The organism is Virgibacillus dokdonensis (genome assembly GCF_900166595.1).
Lineage (GTDB): Bacteria > Bacillota > Bacilli > Bacillales > Amphibacillaceae > Virgibacillus > Virgibacillus dokdonensis.
Window position 1 is genome coordinate 1,332,478 of record NZ_LT745763.1, and the last position, 16,252, is coordinate 1,348,729.

The following is a 16,252-nucleotide window of genomic DNA, read 5'->3' on the forward strand; positions in this document are numbered from 1 at the left end:
GAAAATGGAGATTGATAAGCATGAGAAAAACACGAAATCTACTAATCTCAGGGATTAGTATTGCTTTATTAAATCTTCCTATGGTTGCACATGGGGAAGAGACAGCTACTGCTAGCTTACACCAAGAACGTGAACTTAGCCTACAGCCGTTAAAAGATAGTATGAAACGATTTGTACATACCTCAGACTATAAATTTGAATATCCAGATGCGGTGCGTGGTATTTATGTGACTGGAAATTCAGCGGGAGGAAGCAGATTCAACAATCTTGTTGATTTTGTTGATCAGACGGAATTGAATTCAATGGTCATTGATGTAAAAGAAGATAATGGCAATTTAACATTCACTCCTGAAGAAGGTTCTCCTTATGAAGATATGGCTTCAAATATGATACAGAATCCTGAGAAAATGATGGAAACTCTGGAAGAAAAAGAAATCTATCCGATTGCTAGAGTGGTAGTTTTTAAAGACTCCGTTCTAGCTAAAAAACGCCCTGACCTGTCATTTAAAAAGAATGGACAAGTGTGGGTTAATAATAAAGGGGAAGCGTTTGTTAATCCGTTTCAAAAGGAAGTATGGGAATACAATGTAGAAGTGGCTAAGATGGCTGCGCAGATGGGCTTTCAAGAAATTCAATTTGATTATGTTCGTTTTCCGGAAGGATTTGAAACGAGAGACCAAGAATTGGATTATAGTTTAGGTGATTATAAGGACAGTGAAATGGACGATGTGCAAAAGCGTGTTCAAGCAGTTACTGATTTCGTAGAATATGCGCGAAATGAATTATCAAACTACGATGTTGATGTTTCTGTAGATATTTTTGGTTATGCAGCTACGATAGAAGAAGCGCCTGGAATTGGACAGAACTTTTCTAAAATATCAGAGAACGTAGATATTATTTCGTCCATGATTTATCCTAGTCATTGGACATCTCATTTCGGTATTGAAAAGCCAGATACCGAGCCTTATAAATTAGTGGATGAGTATGCGAAGATGGAAAATAAAGTATTAGGTGCTTTAGAAGAACCGCCAGTTTCAAGACCTTGGCTTCAAGACTTTGAAGCACCTTGGTTGTATTCTGGAGCAACGAAGCAATACGGCAAAGCCGAAGTAGAGGCGCAGATTAAGGCGTTGTATGAAAATGAAATAAATGAGTTCTTGCTTTGGAATGCTGGTAACACGTATTCAGAAAATGTTGATTACACAATTGGATTAGACGAATAATAAAAATGGAGAAGTTGCTGTTTATTGAAACGGTAAAACTTCTCCATTTTTATATAAAATGTATTAATTTTGTAAATCCTATAAGTATATTTTTGTGCTGGTCTAGGAAATTATCACTAGCGTTGCATAAAAAGTAATGCTTCAAGTCAAGCGTTAATTTTCCATTTGAGACATAGGTAACAGAATTTTCTGATATATGTTATTTGTACACAATGAAAAAAAGACAACAGGTATGAGAGGTAGCCCTTCATCCATTTTTTGAATAGTATATACTTTTAAACGAATGGATCGTATGTTAAATCATCTAAGTGTAACACGTCTCCTGTCTCATATTGTGCTAGGGTCTCTGCAAAAATTCGCTCATTGTCCCACCTTCGTCGTCCACTGGACTCTCGCTCTGGTTCTTTACGTACTTTCAAAATAAAGGTTGCCATGGATTGATCGTAACCATCCTTTATCCAACGCAACATTTCCAGCAAGGTTCCTTTGAAACCTATTTTATTTTTCATTAGGATGATCAGGCAAAAGGTAATCATTGCAAGATAGACTTGATTATAAACGGCATTTTCACTCTTACCATATAATGTTGTAATGACCAAGTGTTGCTTGATCCATTTGAAAAACAACTCTATTTTCCAGCGGTTTCGGTAGATATCGCTGATTTCTTGCGCACTGCGCTTGGCGTCGTTACACACAATCCGAATAGGCTTGCCATTACTATCTGTTGTCTCTATCAATTGTAATGGATGTTTCATGTTTCCGATTGTCACCATGGCATGGCGTGTGATGGGAGAAGATGGATCCACGAGTAACTCTTCCACGACGTGTACCACTGTATTGGCTTTGATACGCGTTGCAAATTTTATTCCTTTTTCCGAATAGGCATCGAACTTCGCAAAGTTGAAGTACCCGCGATCGAATACATGAAGCACATCTAACTGATAAACAATTAATTCATCCAGCTGTGTCTCATCCGCTGGTCGGGCTGGCGTTAGAATCATCTTATCTAGCGAGAGCGTATCATTGCACAACCTAATTGAAGTGTGCATTTTAATCCCGGCTTTTGTTTCTCGAAAATCAGCCCATTCATAGCCACTAAGACACATGGAAATNTGCTGATTTCTTGCGCACTGCGCTTGGCGTCGTTACACACAATCCGAATAGGCTTGCCATTACTATCTGTTGTCTCTATCAATTGTAATGGATGTTTCATGTTTCCGATTGTCACCATGGCATGGCGTGTGATGGGAGAAGATGGATCCACGAGTAACTCTTCCACGACGTGTACCACTGTATTGGCTTTGATACGCGTTGCAAATTTTATTCCTTTTTCCGAATAGGCATCGAACTTCGCAAAGTTGAAGTACCCGCGATCGAATACATGAAGCACATCTAACTGATAAACAATTAATTCATCCAGCTGTGTCTCATCCGCTGGTCGGGCTGGCGTTAGAATCATCTTATCTAGCGAGAGCGTATCATTGCACAACCTAATTGAAGTGTGCATTTTAATCCCGGCTTTTGTTTCTCGAAAATCAGCCCATTCATAGCCACTAAGACACATGGAAATAGTCGATGAATCAATCAAATGCAGCTGAAGCAATGCCTTTCCTGCTTTCACAGGTCCTAGTGTATACTGTACCTTTTGAATGAGATGACGAAGAATAGCTTCTGGTATTTCATGTGGGATTTGTCTATTCTTACGCGAGAGTTGTGACTTACTGATACTGTCTATACCTACTAATCGCTGCACCGTTTTTTTGCGTGAAACAGACTGACTGATTACTGCAAGATTTTCTGATTTTTTAAGTTGTGCGTAAATAAATAAGCGAATATAGGCAATGGTATCTAGCTTTTTCACATACTTGTCTACCCCTTCTATATCAATCATTTTTTGAATAACTTTTGTATCTAATGGATGAATGTATTCCTTGAATACCATTTTTATGGTATGATTGTCCATGAAAGACTCCTTATAATTTGGGATTTGGACAGGACTACCATTCCCTTATTATAAGGTTTTTTTATGCGTTTTTGTATTGATAATTCCTATTATTCTTAGTATTGACACGAGTTGTTTTTTCTTGACTACTTTATAAAAAGTTTATGCAACGCTAGTGAGGAAATTATAAAATTTTGCAGCTGTGGATAAACTAACTAAGTTATTTAGCCACGTCCGGCTCCAGCGCCCAGCAACTAGGCGACTTCACGAATCGCCTTACGATAAGTCATCATCGGTTCGTTCCTCACCGTGATTCCTAAAACTTTAGTTGATTCGTTCCACTCGCTACGTTGCTAACCGGGCGCTTGCGCCTTTGTTCATTAGTAATTTAACAAATATTCTTTTTTTCGTTATACTATAGAAAAGTTTAACGTTTTAAGGTTTATAGTATTAGGCAAACTACCGTTTATGCTGTTTTAATGGCAAGCAAATCTTCCTAATACTTATACTTATAAAGCGTACTAAAAAATAAGGGAGTGGATCAATGAATTGGTATGAAAAGTTAAATAATTATTTTTCTGTAGAAGAGATGAAGTCGAAGGAGCATATGGAGAAGCTTTTGGATGAGAAAGGTAATGTCTATTACAAAGATGAAAGTGACTTGCACGTAATGATGTATGCAGAATTTGATACTTTCATCTTTATTGATTATTTATGGGTGTCATCTAAAGCTAGGGGTAAAGGGATAGGACATTCATTACTTGAGAAGTTGAAAGAAAAGAATAAGCCAATAATTCTAGAGGTTGAGCCAGTTGATTATGAAGATACGGATACAGCAAAAAGATTACATTTTTACCGAAGAGAAGGTTTTGCACATGCGCAATCGATTGGTTATAGTAGGAGATCGCTTGCTACCAACGAAGACACCGAATTGGAGATACTATACTGGTCGCCAAGTAATGAATCAGAAGGTTTTATATATGAGCAGATGAAACAAATGTATGAAGTAATTCATACGTATAAAGATAAAGAGGTCTATGGTCGAAGTTATCAGCATGTAGACGAGGTTTTAAAATATGATGAGGACCGAGAAAATAACATTTTTGACAATTTACAAGCAGATAAATAAAGGGTGTATTACGTCAATGGAGAAACCCTGTACTTATCGGCAATTCTTTATGGTGATAGGTAAGTTTTTCTAATAATTTGATTTGTCAAATTAAGCGAGACAACATGCTTTTATCAAAATCCTGACCGACATAATCTATGAAACACTCCATTGGTGTTTTGTATTTCAATGATTTCCTTGGTATGTTATTCCGTCGGAGTGCAACCTCAGAAATATACTCTTGTGACACAGGATTAAAGTCCATTTCTTTTGGTAGCCCATTCTTTCTCAGAAGACCGTTGGAATGCTCATTTAGCCCCCTTTGGGATGGCGTTCCAGGATCTGCAAAATAAATATCAACATCTTGTTCATTGCTGATGGATTTCCAATTGGAAAACTCTTTTCCGCAGTCAAAGATAATGGACTTAAATAAGTGTTTAGGTAATCGCTCAAACCATTGATTGAGCGATGTTTCAATATTGGTTGCCTGTCTACCAGCTGGTTTAATTGCGATGATGCATTTTGTTAAACGCTCAACAAGCGTGATGACAGCGCTCTTGTGATGACGTCCCACAATGGTATCTCCTTCTAGATGACCAAATTCTTTCTTGTAATTTGGGTGATCGTGATCACGATCAAGGATGGTGCGGCGAAATTTTTGTTTTCCTCTTCTTTCTTGGTGACCATTTGGTTTGCGTTTGCCTTGCATAGGTAAATCATTTTGGTTAAATTCGCCTGATGAAAACTTTCGATAAAGCGTGCGCATGCTGCAGGAGATAGTCTTTTCGTTTCGTCCGATTATTACATCAGGCGACATCGCGGACTTTTTCATGAATATAGGCTTTTTCGTTAGGTGTTAATTGAATCTTTTTACGACCACATATCGCTTTATTCGCTTGATATTGTAGATAAACGTCTATCGCAGTAAGTCCTTCTTTCAGTTGTCTAATAACACGATAAACAGCTTCATGGCCACGCTTTAATTTATTGGCAATTTTTCGACCAGAAAGGCCGAATTCATGATATTCCTCTATGAATACCAGTTCTGTTTTGGTAAGATGGGTGTAGGACATGTCAGATACACTCTCCTTAACTTTGGTTGGTTATTCGTTGAGTATATCATGACATGTCTTTTTTGGTGTCTCGCTTAATTTTACAATCTAGGTAATATAAAAAACAAAATCCGCAAAGGTGCAGTTATTTCTTGTTTAGCCTTGTAAAATGCACATTGTCCTATTCTTGAAGTGGGTGACTAATAGCACCTAGAAAAGCCTTTTTACTTATTTAGTAAAAAGGCTTTTCTATGGTGGTTTAGACGTAATTAATGACAAATGTAGAACGATCGTCTAATGGTATATAACAAGTTGTTCCAATTATCATAGGAACTAAAGAAGGGTCTGCGGTTAATGAATTTCCACCGTTAAATCAGTCTTCCTTAAATTATTTAACCAATTGTTATCCTTTTTCCCTAGTTCGAATTTCAATAGCCTCTTCAAAAGGTGGAAACGGTGATTTGTAATTTTTAATCCATTTTGAGGCATTTATATACTATAAAACAATTTTTAATTTCTTAGTGAAAAAAGTGGATTTTATCAAATAACAGGTTTAAATAAAAACAATTATGGGTAACTTACAATTAAGCGGTAAAATAAAAGTAATAAAAAAGTACAAAATCTAATAATTTCTCAAAAATCCTCTACCTTTCGCTTGACATTTGTAGTATAATCTACATATAAGGTAATTTAAACTTATTTTTATTTGATAAAACATTCAAAGTTTATAAAGGAATAAACTATTTAGAATGAGGAGTGAAGTTTTTGATGGTTACACTTTATACCTCACCAAGTTGTACATCGTGTAGGAAAGCTAAAGCATGGTTGGAAGAACACAATATCCCATTTACGGAGCGTAATATATTTTCTGAACCGTTAACATTGGATGAAATAAAGGAAATCTTGCGTATGACTGAAAATGGTACGGATGAAATTATTTCAACTCGGTCAAAAGTATTTCAAAAATTAGAAGTAAATATTGATCAACTACCAATGAAGGATCTCTTTAATTTGATTCAAAAGAACCCTGGGCTTTTAAGAAGGCCAATTATTTTAGACGAAAAACGTCTACAAGTTGGTTATAATGAAGACGAAATCCGTCGTTTTCTTCCAAGAACTGTTCGTACCTTTCAATTACGTGAAGCGCAAAAAATGGTTAACTAATCTTGAAGTAACAAGATAATAATGACAGAACACAGAGTTATATGGATAATAACTTTGAGCAAATATAAAAAACACAGACCAGACGAGTGGTGCTGTGTTTTTTACGTTGGACCTGGATATGAAGGGCTGTAAGAAACCCGTATCAAGCATTGTAATCTGTCTTGGGTTACAACAGTTTAGTGGGGATGAAGAAAATCCCACTAATAAAATTCAATTTAACTAATGTATTTGATAACGATTTTTATTTCCTAATATCGTCAAAAAAAATAGCGTGACAAATCTTTAATTATAGGTTAAAATATGTTACTAATTAAATAGGCATATATGTTTCCAAATCCCTTCTTCATATCATACAATATGATTAAGTGAATGTACCTTATTTAGAATTCGGTGAACAAATAAAGGCGAGATTCTTAATGCTGAAAACAAGGTTAAGAATGAACAAAGAAGGGTATTGTGCAAGTAAGTTACAAGTGGTGAGACTGTATCTTCCACCTACCAAAAAAAGAAGGGGGAGAAAAAAATGGAAATAGAAAGAATAAATGAGAATACAGTTAAGTTTTACATTTCATATATGGATATTGAAGATCGTGGTTTTGAACGCGAGGAGATTTGGTACAACAGAGAACGAAGCGAACAACTGTTTTGGCAAATGATGGATGAAGTGAATTTTAAAGAAGATTTTAATGTTGATGGTCCATTATGGATTCAAGTTCAAGCTTTGGAAAAGGGACTTGAAATCATTGTTACGAAGGCTCATATTTCCAAAAATGGTGATAATATTGAATTACAAACAGATGATGGAAATGCGGTAGATTTTCCGGTGGACAAGAAAATCGAAAATATGCTTGAGGACAAATTTAGCAAAGAAGATGAAGAAGATAACGAGCAATACAATGATGAGAACCTTTGGATTATTGCTAGCTTCAAAGATTTTGAAGATGTTATCCAGTTAAGTCACTATTTTATAAATGACAATTTAGGGACTGTAGAAACCTTATACCATTATAACGATACCTATTATTTATATATGGAATTTTTGGAAGATGAAATTGAAGAAGAAGAACAAGAGAACATGATTAGTAAAGTTTTTGAATTTGGTAATGATACAGATATTACGAATCATGTGCTGTCTGAATATGGAAAAATTATTTTTGAACAAAACACATTCTCGAATATTAGAGCTTATTTCCCTGCAAACATATAGGCACTCTGTATAGGGTGCCTGCGTTTTACTTATTCATATCCTCCGCCCTTCACTTTCCTTTTGTACATTCTTTCATTAAACGAGGACTTATTCCATTAGTGCTTTCGATTATAACAATGCTATCAGAATTATTTTGTTTACGAGTTACATGTTATCTTGACGCGTGATTATGATAACATCTTATATATCACTTTTAACCATCGACTTGGGATAAGTGTCCAATAAATAAGCTATCCAATATTAATAAGCAGTTGAAAATCCCGTCGCCCCTAAAGGACTGGTCTTTCTTTCAACTGCCTCTTTGTGGGGAAAGCATAAGTCTGTGTTTCTTGCACTATAGGAAAGTATAAAATTTTTTAGTTTAAGTATAAGAAGAACAAAGGCTTTTGCCATAAGACTTGCCGACAAGCCAAGTTTTTCTAACAAGGGAGGAGATTCAATTCCACGTATGGACAAAGATTTCATATGTGTAACAGACGCTTTCAACGCACCTATACATTTTCAAGCAAATAAATAAATAAGCAACAATAACATACCAACTAGACAAGGAGGTTTTTCATGCTACAAGCTATGGACAAGTATGGTAACAAAATAACATTATTTACAAATACTTACCGAGAAATAGTTAATATGAAAAAAAACGAGCAATCTTTTTTTTGCCCTATATGCAAAGGCGCCGTTTTTATACGTTCTGGTAAAAAGGTAATTCCTCATTTTGCGCACTATCCTAATCCAGATTGTCACGCAGCAGAAGAGGGAGAGGGTGTGTATCATGAACGGGGAAAAATGTTGCTTTTTAACTGGTTGACTAAACAGAATCTAGCAGTTGAATTAGAATCGTATATTAAAGAAATTAAACAACGTCCAGATTTACTTCTCCATATTGGAAAAAAGCGGATAGCAATCGAGTATCAATGTGCAACTATTTCTAGGGAACTTCTAAAAGCTCGAACAGAAGGTTATCGTTCGGTTGGCATTTACCCATTATGGATATTAGGGGCAAACCAGTTAAAACGAAAAAGCGCCCATAAATTACGAATAAATACTTTCGTTCAGTCTTTTATCCACCAGTTTTCCGCTCAGCTTTCACCACGAATTTTCTTCTTTTGTCCAGTAGCAAATCAATTCATTATTGCCCACGATATATATATGACTTCCAAACAATTAGCTGTTACCACCTTAATAAATTCCAAATTAAATCAAATTTCATTTTTAAATTTGTTTGATCATAAATTATTTACTAGCGAAAAATTGTATACGCTATGGGAGCAAGAAAAATTAATCTTTCGTACAAAACAACGTCATAAACTTTCTATTCAACAGCTTCAATGGCACAAATGGCTCTACAGCAAAAACGTATATCTTCATAACCTTCCTTCTATTATTTATCTTCCAATTCAATCCCAGCTTTTCATGAACAGGCCGCTATGGGAGTGGCAAAGTCGCTTTGTATTAGAAAAATTGGCTTTACTCCAAATTGGTGAGACGATAAACATCGCTTCTTATAAAAGAATCTCTAAGGTGAATACAACAAGTGAATTTCCTTTAACCTGTAATACATTCAATCCATTATATGAATATATGCTACTCCTCAAGCAACTGCAAATGTTTAGCCAACAGTCTGCAATCACTTTTAGGAAACAAACGGATGTTTATTTTCCTAAAACAATAGATGAAGCAATTATTGCTGATAGACATCTTCTCCACAGATTGAAACAGCAAAAAATAAGCATGTTTTTTCCAAAATAATGTATACTAAATAACAGATATTTTTTTCCTATAGAAAAAATCGTATAATCGTTCTGAAAAAGAAATATGGAACAGGAAAAAGCTATTGAAAAGCGAAAATCTTTATAGTGGGAACAATTTAATGTATCCTATTAAGGAACAATGAGGAGGTTAAGGAAATGGCAAAAGCTAATAAAGAACTACCTAAAAGAAAAGAACTCCCTGTTGAATTAACATGGAGGTTAGAGGACATTTTTGAAACGGATGAAGCATGGGAACAGGAATTAACAGATTTGCAGAAAGCTATTCCAGAAATTGAAAATTACCAAGGCACATTAGGTTCCTCAGCGAAAAACCTTTATGATGTGTTAAAGCTTCAGGATCAATTATCGGAACGGTTAGGCAAGCTCTTTACATATGCACATATGCGTTATGATCAGGATACGACAAATTCATTTTATCAGCGGATAAATGCACAAGCAGAAAACGTTATCACGGTTGCATCTAGTAAAATGAGCTATATTGTACCAGAGATTTTAGAAATTAACGAAGCTACATTAAAGCAGTTTTTGCAAGAAGAAGAAGGTTTGCAAGTTTATCAAAAAACATTGGATGAAATCACTCGTCAGCGACCGCATATTTTAAATAAGCGCGAAGAGGCCATTTTAGCTGAAGCTTCAGAGCCGTTAGGAACTGCTTCTCAGACGTTTGGTATGTTAAACAATGCAGATTTAACGTTTCCATCAATTAAGGATGAAAACGGAGAAGAAGTAGATGTTACACATGGTAGATATATTCGCTTTATGGAATCACAAGATCGTTCTGTACGGAAGGCAGCTTTTCAAGCGATGTATGAAACTTACGGTGCATTTAAAAACACATTTGCGTCGACATTGAGTGGAAATATCAAAAAAGATAACTTTGTTGCAAAAGTAAGAAATTACGAATCTGCTAGACAAGCCGCACTTGATAATAATCATATTCCGGAGAAAGTGTATGATAATTTAGTTGAAGCAGTTAATGAACGTCTTCCGTTACTGCATCGATATATTCAATTGCGTAAAAAAGTATTGGAATTAGATGAATTGCATATGTACGATATTTATACACCGCTTGTTCGTGATGTTGATATGGAAATAACCTATGAAAAAGCGCAGCAATATGTGCTTGAAGGCCTTGCTCCATTAGGAGAGGGGTATTTAAATATCGTGAAAGAAGCGTACGATAATCGATGGATTGATGTAGAAGAAAATAAAGGAAAACGCAGTGGGGCTTATTCTTCAGGTGCTTATGGAACGAATCCTTACATTTTGCTGAATTGGCAGGATAATGTAAATGATATGTTTACTTTAGCTCATGAACTAGGGCATTCTGTTCATAGCTACTATACGCGAAATAACCAACCTTATCGTTATGGAAACTACTCTATTTTTGTTGCAGAAGTTGCTTCTACATGCAATGAAGCATTGTTAAATGATTACTTATTAAAAAATCTAACAGATGAAAAACAAAAGCTATACGTATTAAATCATTTTCTAGAAGGATTTAGAGGAACTGTATTTCGTCAAACGATGTTTGCTGAGTTTGAACATATGATCCATGTAAAGCAACAGCAAGGAGAAGCTCTAACTGCAGAAAAGCTTACTGAATTGTATTATGATTTGAATAAAAAATATTATGGTGATGATGTTATTTCTGATGAAGAAATTGGTCTGGAATGGGCGCGAATCCCTCACTTCTATTACAATTATTATGTATATCAGTATGCAACAGGATATTCAGCAGCAACGGCCTTAGCGCAGCAAATTTTAACAGAAGGCGATGGAGCTGTGGAACGTTATACGGATTTTCTAAAAGCAGGTAGTAGCGAGTACCCGATTGAAGTATTGCAAAAAGCTGGCGTAGATATGAATAGTAAACAAACGATTTTGGATGCATTAGATGTGTTTGCTGAAAAACTGGAGCAATTAGAAGGTCTGCTTAAGTAATCTGTTTATCTCATTAAGATCACGGCTTGTCGCCAATTCTTATGGCGAAAGCCTCATTTTGCTTATACGATAAAGCCTAAAAACTATATGTTTTTTTATAGTGTAACAAAAAAGCAAGATGCTAAAAACATCCTGCTTTTTTGTTTATTAAAACATAGGGCATTCTAGCGTATACCTCGTCCGCGATACGTTCGTTTATAAACGAAGGAATAAATGGTTAGATAAATGGAAATAAACAATAATGGTAATGTTATATAAAGAGGCATAACTTGCATGAGCCCTAAAATATTTAAAATAAAAGCAACAGCAGTTAAAATTAAAAAAAGAATAGGTTGAACGAATGTTTTCATATAATCACCTCTCTCTACAAAATATTAACTATTTGTTTGCATTATTCCTATTTTGTTAAACTTTTATTTTACACTATAGGAAAGTATAAAGATTTTTTTGGTTCATAGTATAAGAACAACAAAGGATTTCGCCATAAGATCTCGCAAAAAGCCAAGTTTTTCTAAAAAATGTGAGGAAGATATTTGCAACGCACTTGTCTTTGTAGGGCTTGCACGGGAAACGATTTAAGAAAACGCTTTTATTATTGACATTTTTGTGAATCAATGCACATAACTATTGCATCTAAGCGTATTACTTGGTATATTTAGAATGTAAGTTAGATACAAACAAAACCCCTTTGTTTGATCATGAAACTTTCTCCCATCCCCCTTTGTTATTACAAAGAGAAAAGAAGGATATGCGCTGCCCCGCATATCCTTCTTTCTTTGTATAAAAATTTATAAAATTAGGTGCAAGATTGGTGGTAAGCGAAGTTTATCTATAAAATTTTTTACATGATAGGGAAAGTATTTGGTTTATACTATAGGGGGAAGGACGACTGTTCTCAGAGTAAAAAAATAAAAGCCCTATAATAAGGCTTTTTTGCACTATAGAAAAGTATAAGATTTTTTTGGTTTATAGTATAAGAGAAACTACAGTTTTCGTCATAAAGATTTTGTGATAGCCAATTTTTGCTAAATAGTCATGCAATAAGTGTGACATGCAATGCGGAAAAAGTACTATTCTTGGTAGACCCAAAAATTCCCATGTTTCACTGGTATACATTTGACCTTTTGTCTTAATTGCAATTTTTTCATTTCTCGCTCTGTTTTAGCCTGTGACCAGTCATAAACGACTGCAATTTCTGTGGTGCTTACGGTTTTGTAGTAAGAAAGGAAATCTTCCAACATCGGTTTTTCAGAAGGAATTGCTTGTTTTTGCAATATTTCTCTTAGAACACGTAAATAAATATCATATGGATAAAGTCCAGAAATTTTAATTCCTTGTTCTTCTGTAAATTGATTAAAAAAAACAATCGTTGGAATATATTCAACTTGCATTTCTTGTGTTAGCTTTACGTCTGATTGAAGTGCTTTTTTTGCTGACTTGGAATAAAGATCAGATATAAACTCATTCACATCTAAATTAGCTTCCTCTGCACAGGTTAAAAGAGCAGACTCTTTCGAAATATCTTGTTTATATAAGAATGCATTTTCACGAATTTTACGTAAAAACATTTTTCCAGCTTTTTTTCCTTGTAATTCTGCCGCTTTAATAGCTAAAGAAGCAATCCATGGACTGGAGACAGGATTCTCTTCCCATAGATCTCCATCACAGCACATGCCAGTCCGTTTTGCTGTTTTTTCCCACAATTCCTTTATGTTACGTGGACGTTCAAAAGATTCTTGGTTTAATAAATTTAAATAACCACTAATGATTGGACGAATAGTGAAAAAACGTCCATATTCTGTAGAAAGTTTCTTTAAAAAAGGTTCAAGCGCCCAACATTCAGGACATAATGGGTCGATAAAGACGTAGATTTCTATAGGTTTCTGAACAAAATCAAAATAGCTATATTTTTCCGATGTGTTTTGATACAAGGAATCTGCTCCAGAATATTCCCAACTCACACCGATTCTCCTTTCTCCTAATCTGGCGTGTTCATCATGTGGTTTGCAGTTAAGGTTAGTTTTTCAAATATAGCTGTACGATATGGTTCTTCGATTTCTGCTTCGATAAGCGCATTTGCCATACATGTAAGCCAAGCATCCTTTCGTGTTGGTGTAATTGCAAAAGGTAAATGTCTTCTGCGTAACATTGGATGGCCTCTTTCTTCTGCGTACAAAGGCGGTCCGCCAAAAAATTGCGTGAGGAACAATTTCTGTTTATGAATCGTTTCTGTTAAATCTTCTGGAAATATAGGAATTAAATCGGGATGCTTGCTCACTCTTGTATAGAAAGCTTCGACAAGCTTTTCTACAACAGGTAATCCGCCAATTGCTTCAAAGATAGAATTTGTCTGGTTCCTCATGTGTACTCCCCTTACCAGTTTCTATATATTGTAGCAACGGAAGGCTTGTTGGGCAAATAATCTGATTATCCAAGCTCTAAAAATAGTAAAAACAATAATAATAGAGAAGTTGATTGTATTTAGTTACTTTTAAAAAACCGCTCAATTTTATTTGGTGTATGGCGTTTTGGGATTGAAAACTTATTTAATACATGGTTGAAAAAAATATGCCCTGATTCATAAGATGTTGCTTCTAATTCCAGTTCGTAGTCTGATATTCCGTTATACTTACTGAAGTCTAAAACAAGAAGAACATCTTGAAATTGAAATTCTCTTCGTTCAGTAGTTAAACTACCAAGGCACATGAGGGAACCAATGTCTACACCTAGTTCATTTAACTGTTTTGCAGTTTCATCTTTTGCAACCATTTTTCCCTGCATACACGCTTCCGCTTCTTTCCTTGTTAGCTTATCATGTGTCTCTAATAAACCATTAGGATGCGGTTGTTTTAACGTTAGTTGATATTGGTTGTCTTTTTGCCTGATACGTAATGCACTTCCTAATCCTTGCAAAGTGCGATCCTTTGTTTCAAAATAATAATTGGTTTGAGTCACAGCTTCGTTAGGGAATGGAAGTTCGGTTAACAATGTATGATACTCATCGGAAGTTAATAAATTTTTAAATTCAATTTCTATTTCTTGTGTCATGCCTGTCCCCCTCTTGTAATAACCAAGTTCTGCTATCATTGATTATCGCTAATCTGAAATGAATTTGCAAAGATTATTGTCTTCTATTTTATGGTACAATAGTAGAGTCTTGACGTAACGTATTGTAAACTATATAACTTGATTTTAACTTATCAGGTGGTGTTTAATGTGAAATGGCAATCTATACTTGCGCCATATGCCCAAGTTGTAGAAGAATTAAAAGTTAAATTAAAAGGAATACGTAAGCAATTTGAATACGAGTCTGAACATTCACCAATAGAATTTATAACTGGTCGTGTGAAGCCAGTCCCAAGCATTATAGAAAAAGCCGAAAACCGAAAAATCCCATTAGAGCATATAGAAAGTGAAATTCAAGATATTGCTGGAGTAAGAGTTGTTTGTCAATTTGTGGATGACATATACACCGTAGTAGAAATGATCCGTGCAAGAAATGATTTAACAATCGTTGAAGAAAAAGATTACGTTTCTCAGAAAAAAGAAAGTGGCTACCGCTCCTATCACCTCATTATTGAATACCCAGTAGAAACCGTGTCTGGGATGAAAAAACTGTTAGCAGAAATTCAAATTCGAACGTTAGCAATGAACTTTTGGGCGACAAATGAGCATTCTCTAAACTATAAATATAGAGGTAGTATACCAGCAAATATAAAAGTACGATTACAAAACGCTGCAGAAGCTGCTTTTAAGCTAGACGAAGAAATGTCAAAAATCAAACATGAAGTTCAAGAAGCTCAAAAGATGTTTCATCGAAAATAGTCTAGTTAAGGTAACGTTTTGAACAACCCCTTAGTAGAACTGCATTCATCTTTTCATCTTCTAAACTGAAAATGTTTTAACCTAACAAAATTCTTTTATAGATAACTTTTTCATACAAAACGCTTTCGAGTTATAAAAACTCATAGCTTCCGTATCTAGCACAATAATTTTCTAACATAGAGAAATGAAAGGAGGAGGCAATCATGAAATTTGCTATCGTATCTAAAGGCGATGAGCGTTCTGAACAAATAAAGTCAACAATAAAGCAATATTTAACGGATTTTCAATTAGAATATAATCAAAATGAGCCTGATTTAGTCATATCTGTTGGTGGGGATGGTACATTTTTAGAAGCTTTTCACACTTATTTACAGCGGTTAAATGAAACAGCGTTTATTGGAATACATACTGGTCATCTGGGGTTTTATGCTGACTGGGTTCCGGATGAAGTAGAGAAGCTAATCATAGAGATTGCGAAAACGCCATTTCAAATTGTTGAATATCCGTTATTAGAAGTGATTATTCGAGGAAAATCAGGAGGAATTGAAGATCGTTTTTTAGCTTTAAACGAAGCTACAATTAAAACAGCTGATGGTTCTGTTGTGTTTGATGTTGAAATTAAAGGTGAACATTTTGAAACATTTCGTGGTGATGGTTTATGTATCTCCACACCGTCGGGTAGTACGGCATATAATAAAGCACTAGGCGGTGGCATTATTCACCCTTCTATTGATGCCATTCAATTAACCGAGATGGCTTCAATTAATAATCGAGTTTTTCGGACCATCGGATCACCACTCATCTTACCAAAGCACCACACATGTTTATTGAAGCCAGTTGTTGATCGAAGTTTTCTTATAGCGATTGATCATTTTACTACAAACTATGCTAATGTGAAATCAATTCAATGTCGTGTTGCTGAAGAACGTATTCGCTTTGCTCGTTTTCGCCAATTTCCTTTTTGGAAAAGAGTACGTGAATCATTTATTGCAGATGAAAATAACAGATAACAGGA

At 35.1% G+C, this 16,252-nt stretch carries 14 protein-coding genes and 1 pseudogene; 8 read left to right on the forward strand and 7 right to left on the reverse strand.

Going from position 1 to position 16,252, the window contains the following annotated elements; translation table 11 throughout:
- Positions 1–20 precede the first annotated feature (20 nt).
- On the forward strand, positions 21–1,223 hold the full coding sequence (locus tag B2C77_RS07730; RefSeq protein ID WP_077703098.1) for a putative glycoside hydrolase: 1,203 nt from the start codon (positions 21–23) through the stop codon (positions 1,221–1,223).
- A gap of 275 nt (positions 1,224–1,498) precedes the next feature.
- Here B2C77_RS07730 and B2C77_RS07735 read toward each other — a convergent pair whose 3' ends face one another.
- On the reverse strand, positions 1,499–2,329 hold the full coding sequence (locus tag B2C77_RS07735) for an IS4 family transposase (RefSeq protein ID WP_077703099.1): 831 nt from the start codon (positions 2,327–2,329) through the stop codon (positions 1,499–1,501).
- Entirely contained in the window at positions 2,230–3,186 is a 957-nt protein-coding gene (locus B2C77_RS07740; protein WP_077703100.1) for an IS4 family transposase, read from the reverse strand. The genes B2C77_RS07735 and B2C77_RS07740 overlap by 100 nt, the downstream gene beginning before the upstream one ends.
- A gap of 523 nt (positions 3,187–3,709) precedes the next feature.
- Here B2C77_RS07740 and B2C77_RS07745 point away from each other — a divergent pair.
- Complete coding sequence (locus B2C77_RS07745; RefSeq protein ID WP_073010764.1) at positions 3,710–4,294, forward strand: GNAT family N-acetyltransferase; 585 nt, start codon at positions 3,710–3,712, stop codon at positions 4,292–4,294.
- 85 nt (positions 4,295–4,379) lie between these two features.
- On the opposite strand, the pseudogene B2C77_RS07750 reads toward B2C77_RS07745, so the two are convergent.
- Positions 4,380–5,346: pseudogene (locus B2C77_RS07750) on the reverse strand (IS30 family transposase).
- Positions 5,347–6,093: 747 nt separating this feature from the next.
- On the opposite strand from B2C77_RS07750, the gene spxA reads away from it, so the two are divergent.
- The 4 genes from spxA to pepF all read left to right on the forward strand — a co-directional run bounded on the left by spxA (position 6,094) and on the right by pepF (position 11,412).
- Positions 6,094–6,489 carry a transcriptional regulator SpxA gene (gene spxA / locus B2C77_RS07755; protein ID WP_073010767.1) on the forward strand — a complete coding sequence of 132 codons (396 nt, stop codon included), beginning with the start codon at positions 6,094–6,096 and terminating at the stop codon, positions 6,487–6,489.
- Positions 6,490–7,012: 523 nt separating this feature from the next.
- Positions 7,013–7,696: an adaptor protein MecA gene (mecA, locus tag B2C77_RS07760; RefSeq protein WP_077703101.1), complete on the forward strand. Its 684-nt coding sequence runs from the start codon at positions 7,013–7,015 to the stop codon at positions 7,694–7,696.
- Positions 7,697–8,254: 558 nt separating this feature from the next.
- Positions 8,255–9,445 (forward strand): competence protein CoiA, encoded by a 1,191-nt coding sequence (locus B2C77_RS07765; protein WP_077703102.1) that lies wholly within the window; start codon positions 8,255–8,257, stop codon positions 9,443–9,445.
- Positions 9,446–9,603: 158 nt separating this feature from the next.
- Positions 9,604–11,412, forward strand: coding sequence for an oligoendopeptidase F (gene pepF, locus B2C77_RS07770; protein ID WP_077703103.1), 1,809 nt, complete (start codon positions 9,604–9,606; stop codon positions 11,410–11,412).
- Between the two features lie 164 nt (positions 11,413–11,576).
- Here pepF and B2C77_RS07775 read toward each other — a convergent pair whose 3' ends face one another.
- The 4 genes from B2C77_RS07775 to B2C77_RS07790 all read right to left on the reverse strand — a co-directional run bounded on the left by B2C77_RS07775 (position 11,577) and on the right by B2C77_RS07790 (position 14,460).
- A complete protein-coding gene (locus tag B2C77_RS07775) occupies positions 11,577–11,762 on the reverse strand; it encodes a hypothetical protein (protein ID WP_077703104.1) in 186 nt (61 codons plus the stop codon).
- 720 nt (positions 11,763–12,482) lie between these two features.
- Complete coding sequence (locus B2C77_RS07780; protein ID WP_077703105.1) at positions 12,483–13,373, reverse strand: ClpXP adapter SpxH family protein; 891 nt, start codon at positions 13,371–13,373, stop codon at positions 12,483–12,485.
- Positions 13,374–13,390: 17 nt separating this feature from the next.
- The gene (locus B2C77_RS07785; protein WP_073010782.1) at positions 13,391–13,774 is read right to left on the reverse strand and encodes a globin domain-containing protein; all 384 of its coding nucleotides are present in this window, start codon (positions 13,772–13,774) and stop codon (positions 13,391–13,393) included.
- Between the two features lie 119 nt (positions 13,775–13,893).
- Entirely contained in the window at positions 13,894–14,460 is a 567-nt protein-coding gene (locus B2C77_RS07790) for a CYTH domain-containing protein (RefSeq protein ID WP_077703106.1), read from the reverse strand.
- Between the two features lie 168 nt (positions 14,461–14,628).
- Between B2C77_RS07790 and yjbM the strand changes: the two genes are divergently transcribed.
- A complete protein-coding gene (gene yjbM / locus B2C77_RS07795; protein WP_077703107.1) occupies positions 14,629–15,237 on the forward strand; it encodes a GTP diphosphokinase in 609 nt (202 codons plus the stop codon).
- Positions 15,238–15,440: 203 nt separating this feature from the next.
- Complete coding sequence (locus tag B2C77_RS07800) at positions 15,441–16,247, forward strand: NAD kinase (RefSeq protein WP_077703108.1); 807 nt, start codon at positions 15,441–15,443, stop codon at positions 16,245–16,247.
- The last annotated feature ends 5 nt before the right edge of the window (positions 16,248–16,252 follow it).

Coding starts and splice junctions, on each gene's coding strand:
- B2C77_RS07730 (WP_077703098.1), top strand. CDS start 21: ATGAGAAAAACACGAAATCTACTAATCTCAGGGATTAGTATTGCTTTA.
- B2C77_RS07735 (WP_077703099.1), bottom strand. CDS start 2,329: ATGTGTCTTAGTGGCTATGAATGGGCTGATTTTCGAGAAACAAAAGCC.
- B2C77_RS07745 (WP_073010764.1), top strand. CDS start 3,710: ATGAATTGGTATGAAAAGTTAAATAATTATTTTTCTGTAGAAGAGATG.
- spxA (WP_073010767.1), top strand. CDS start 6,094: ATGGTTACACTTTATACCTCACCAAGTTGTACATCGTGTAGGAAAGCT.
- mecA (WP_077703101.1), top strand. CDS start 7,013: ATGGAAATAGAAAGAATAAATGAGAATACAGTTAAGTTTTACATTTCA.
- B2C77_RS07765 (WP_077703102.1), top strand. CDS start 8,255: ATGCTACAAGCTATGGACAAGTATGGTAACAAAATAACATTATTTACA.
- pepF (WP_077703103.1), top strand. CDS start 9,604: ATGGCAAAAGCTAATAAAGAACTACCTAAAAGAAAAGAACTCCCTGTT.
- B2C77_RS07775 (WP_077703104.1), bottom strand. CDS start 11,762: ATGAAAACATTCGTTCAACCTATTCTTTTTTTAATTTTAACTGCTGTT.
- B2C77_RS07785 (WP_073010782.1), bottom strand. CDS start 13,774: ATGAGGAACCAGACAAATTCTATCTTTGAAGCAATTGGCGGATTACCT.
- B2C77_RS07790 (WP_077703106.1), bottom strand. CDS start 14,460: ATGACACAAGAAATAGAAATTGAATTTAAAAATTTATTAACTTCCGAT.
- B2C77_RS07800 (WP_077703108.1), top strand. CDS start 15,441: ATGAAATTTGCTATCGTATCTAAAGGCGATGAGCGTTCTGAACAAATA.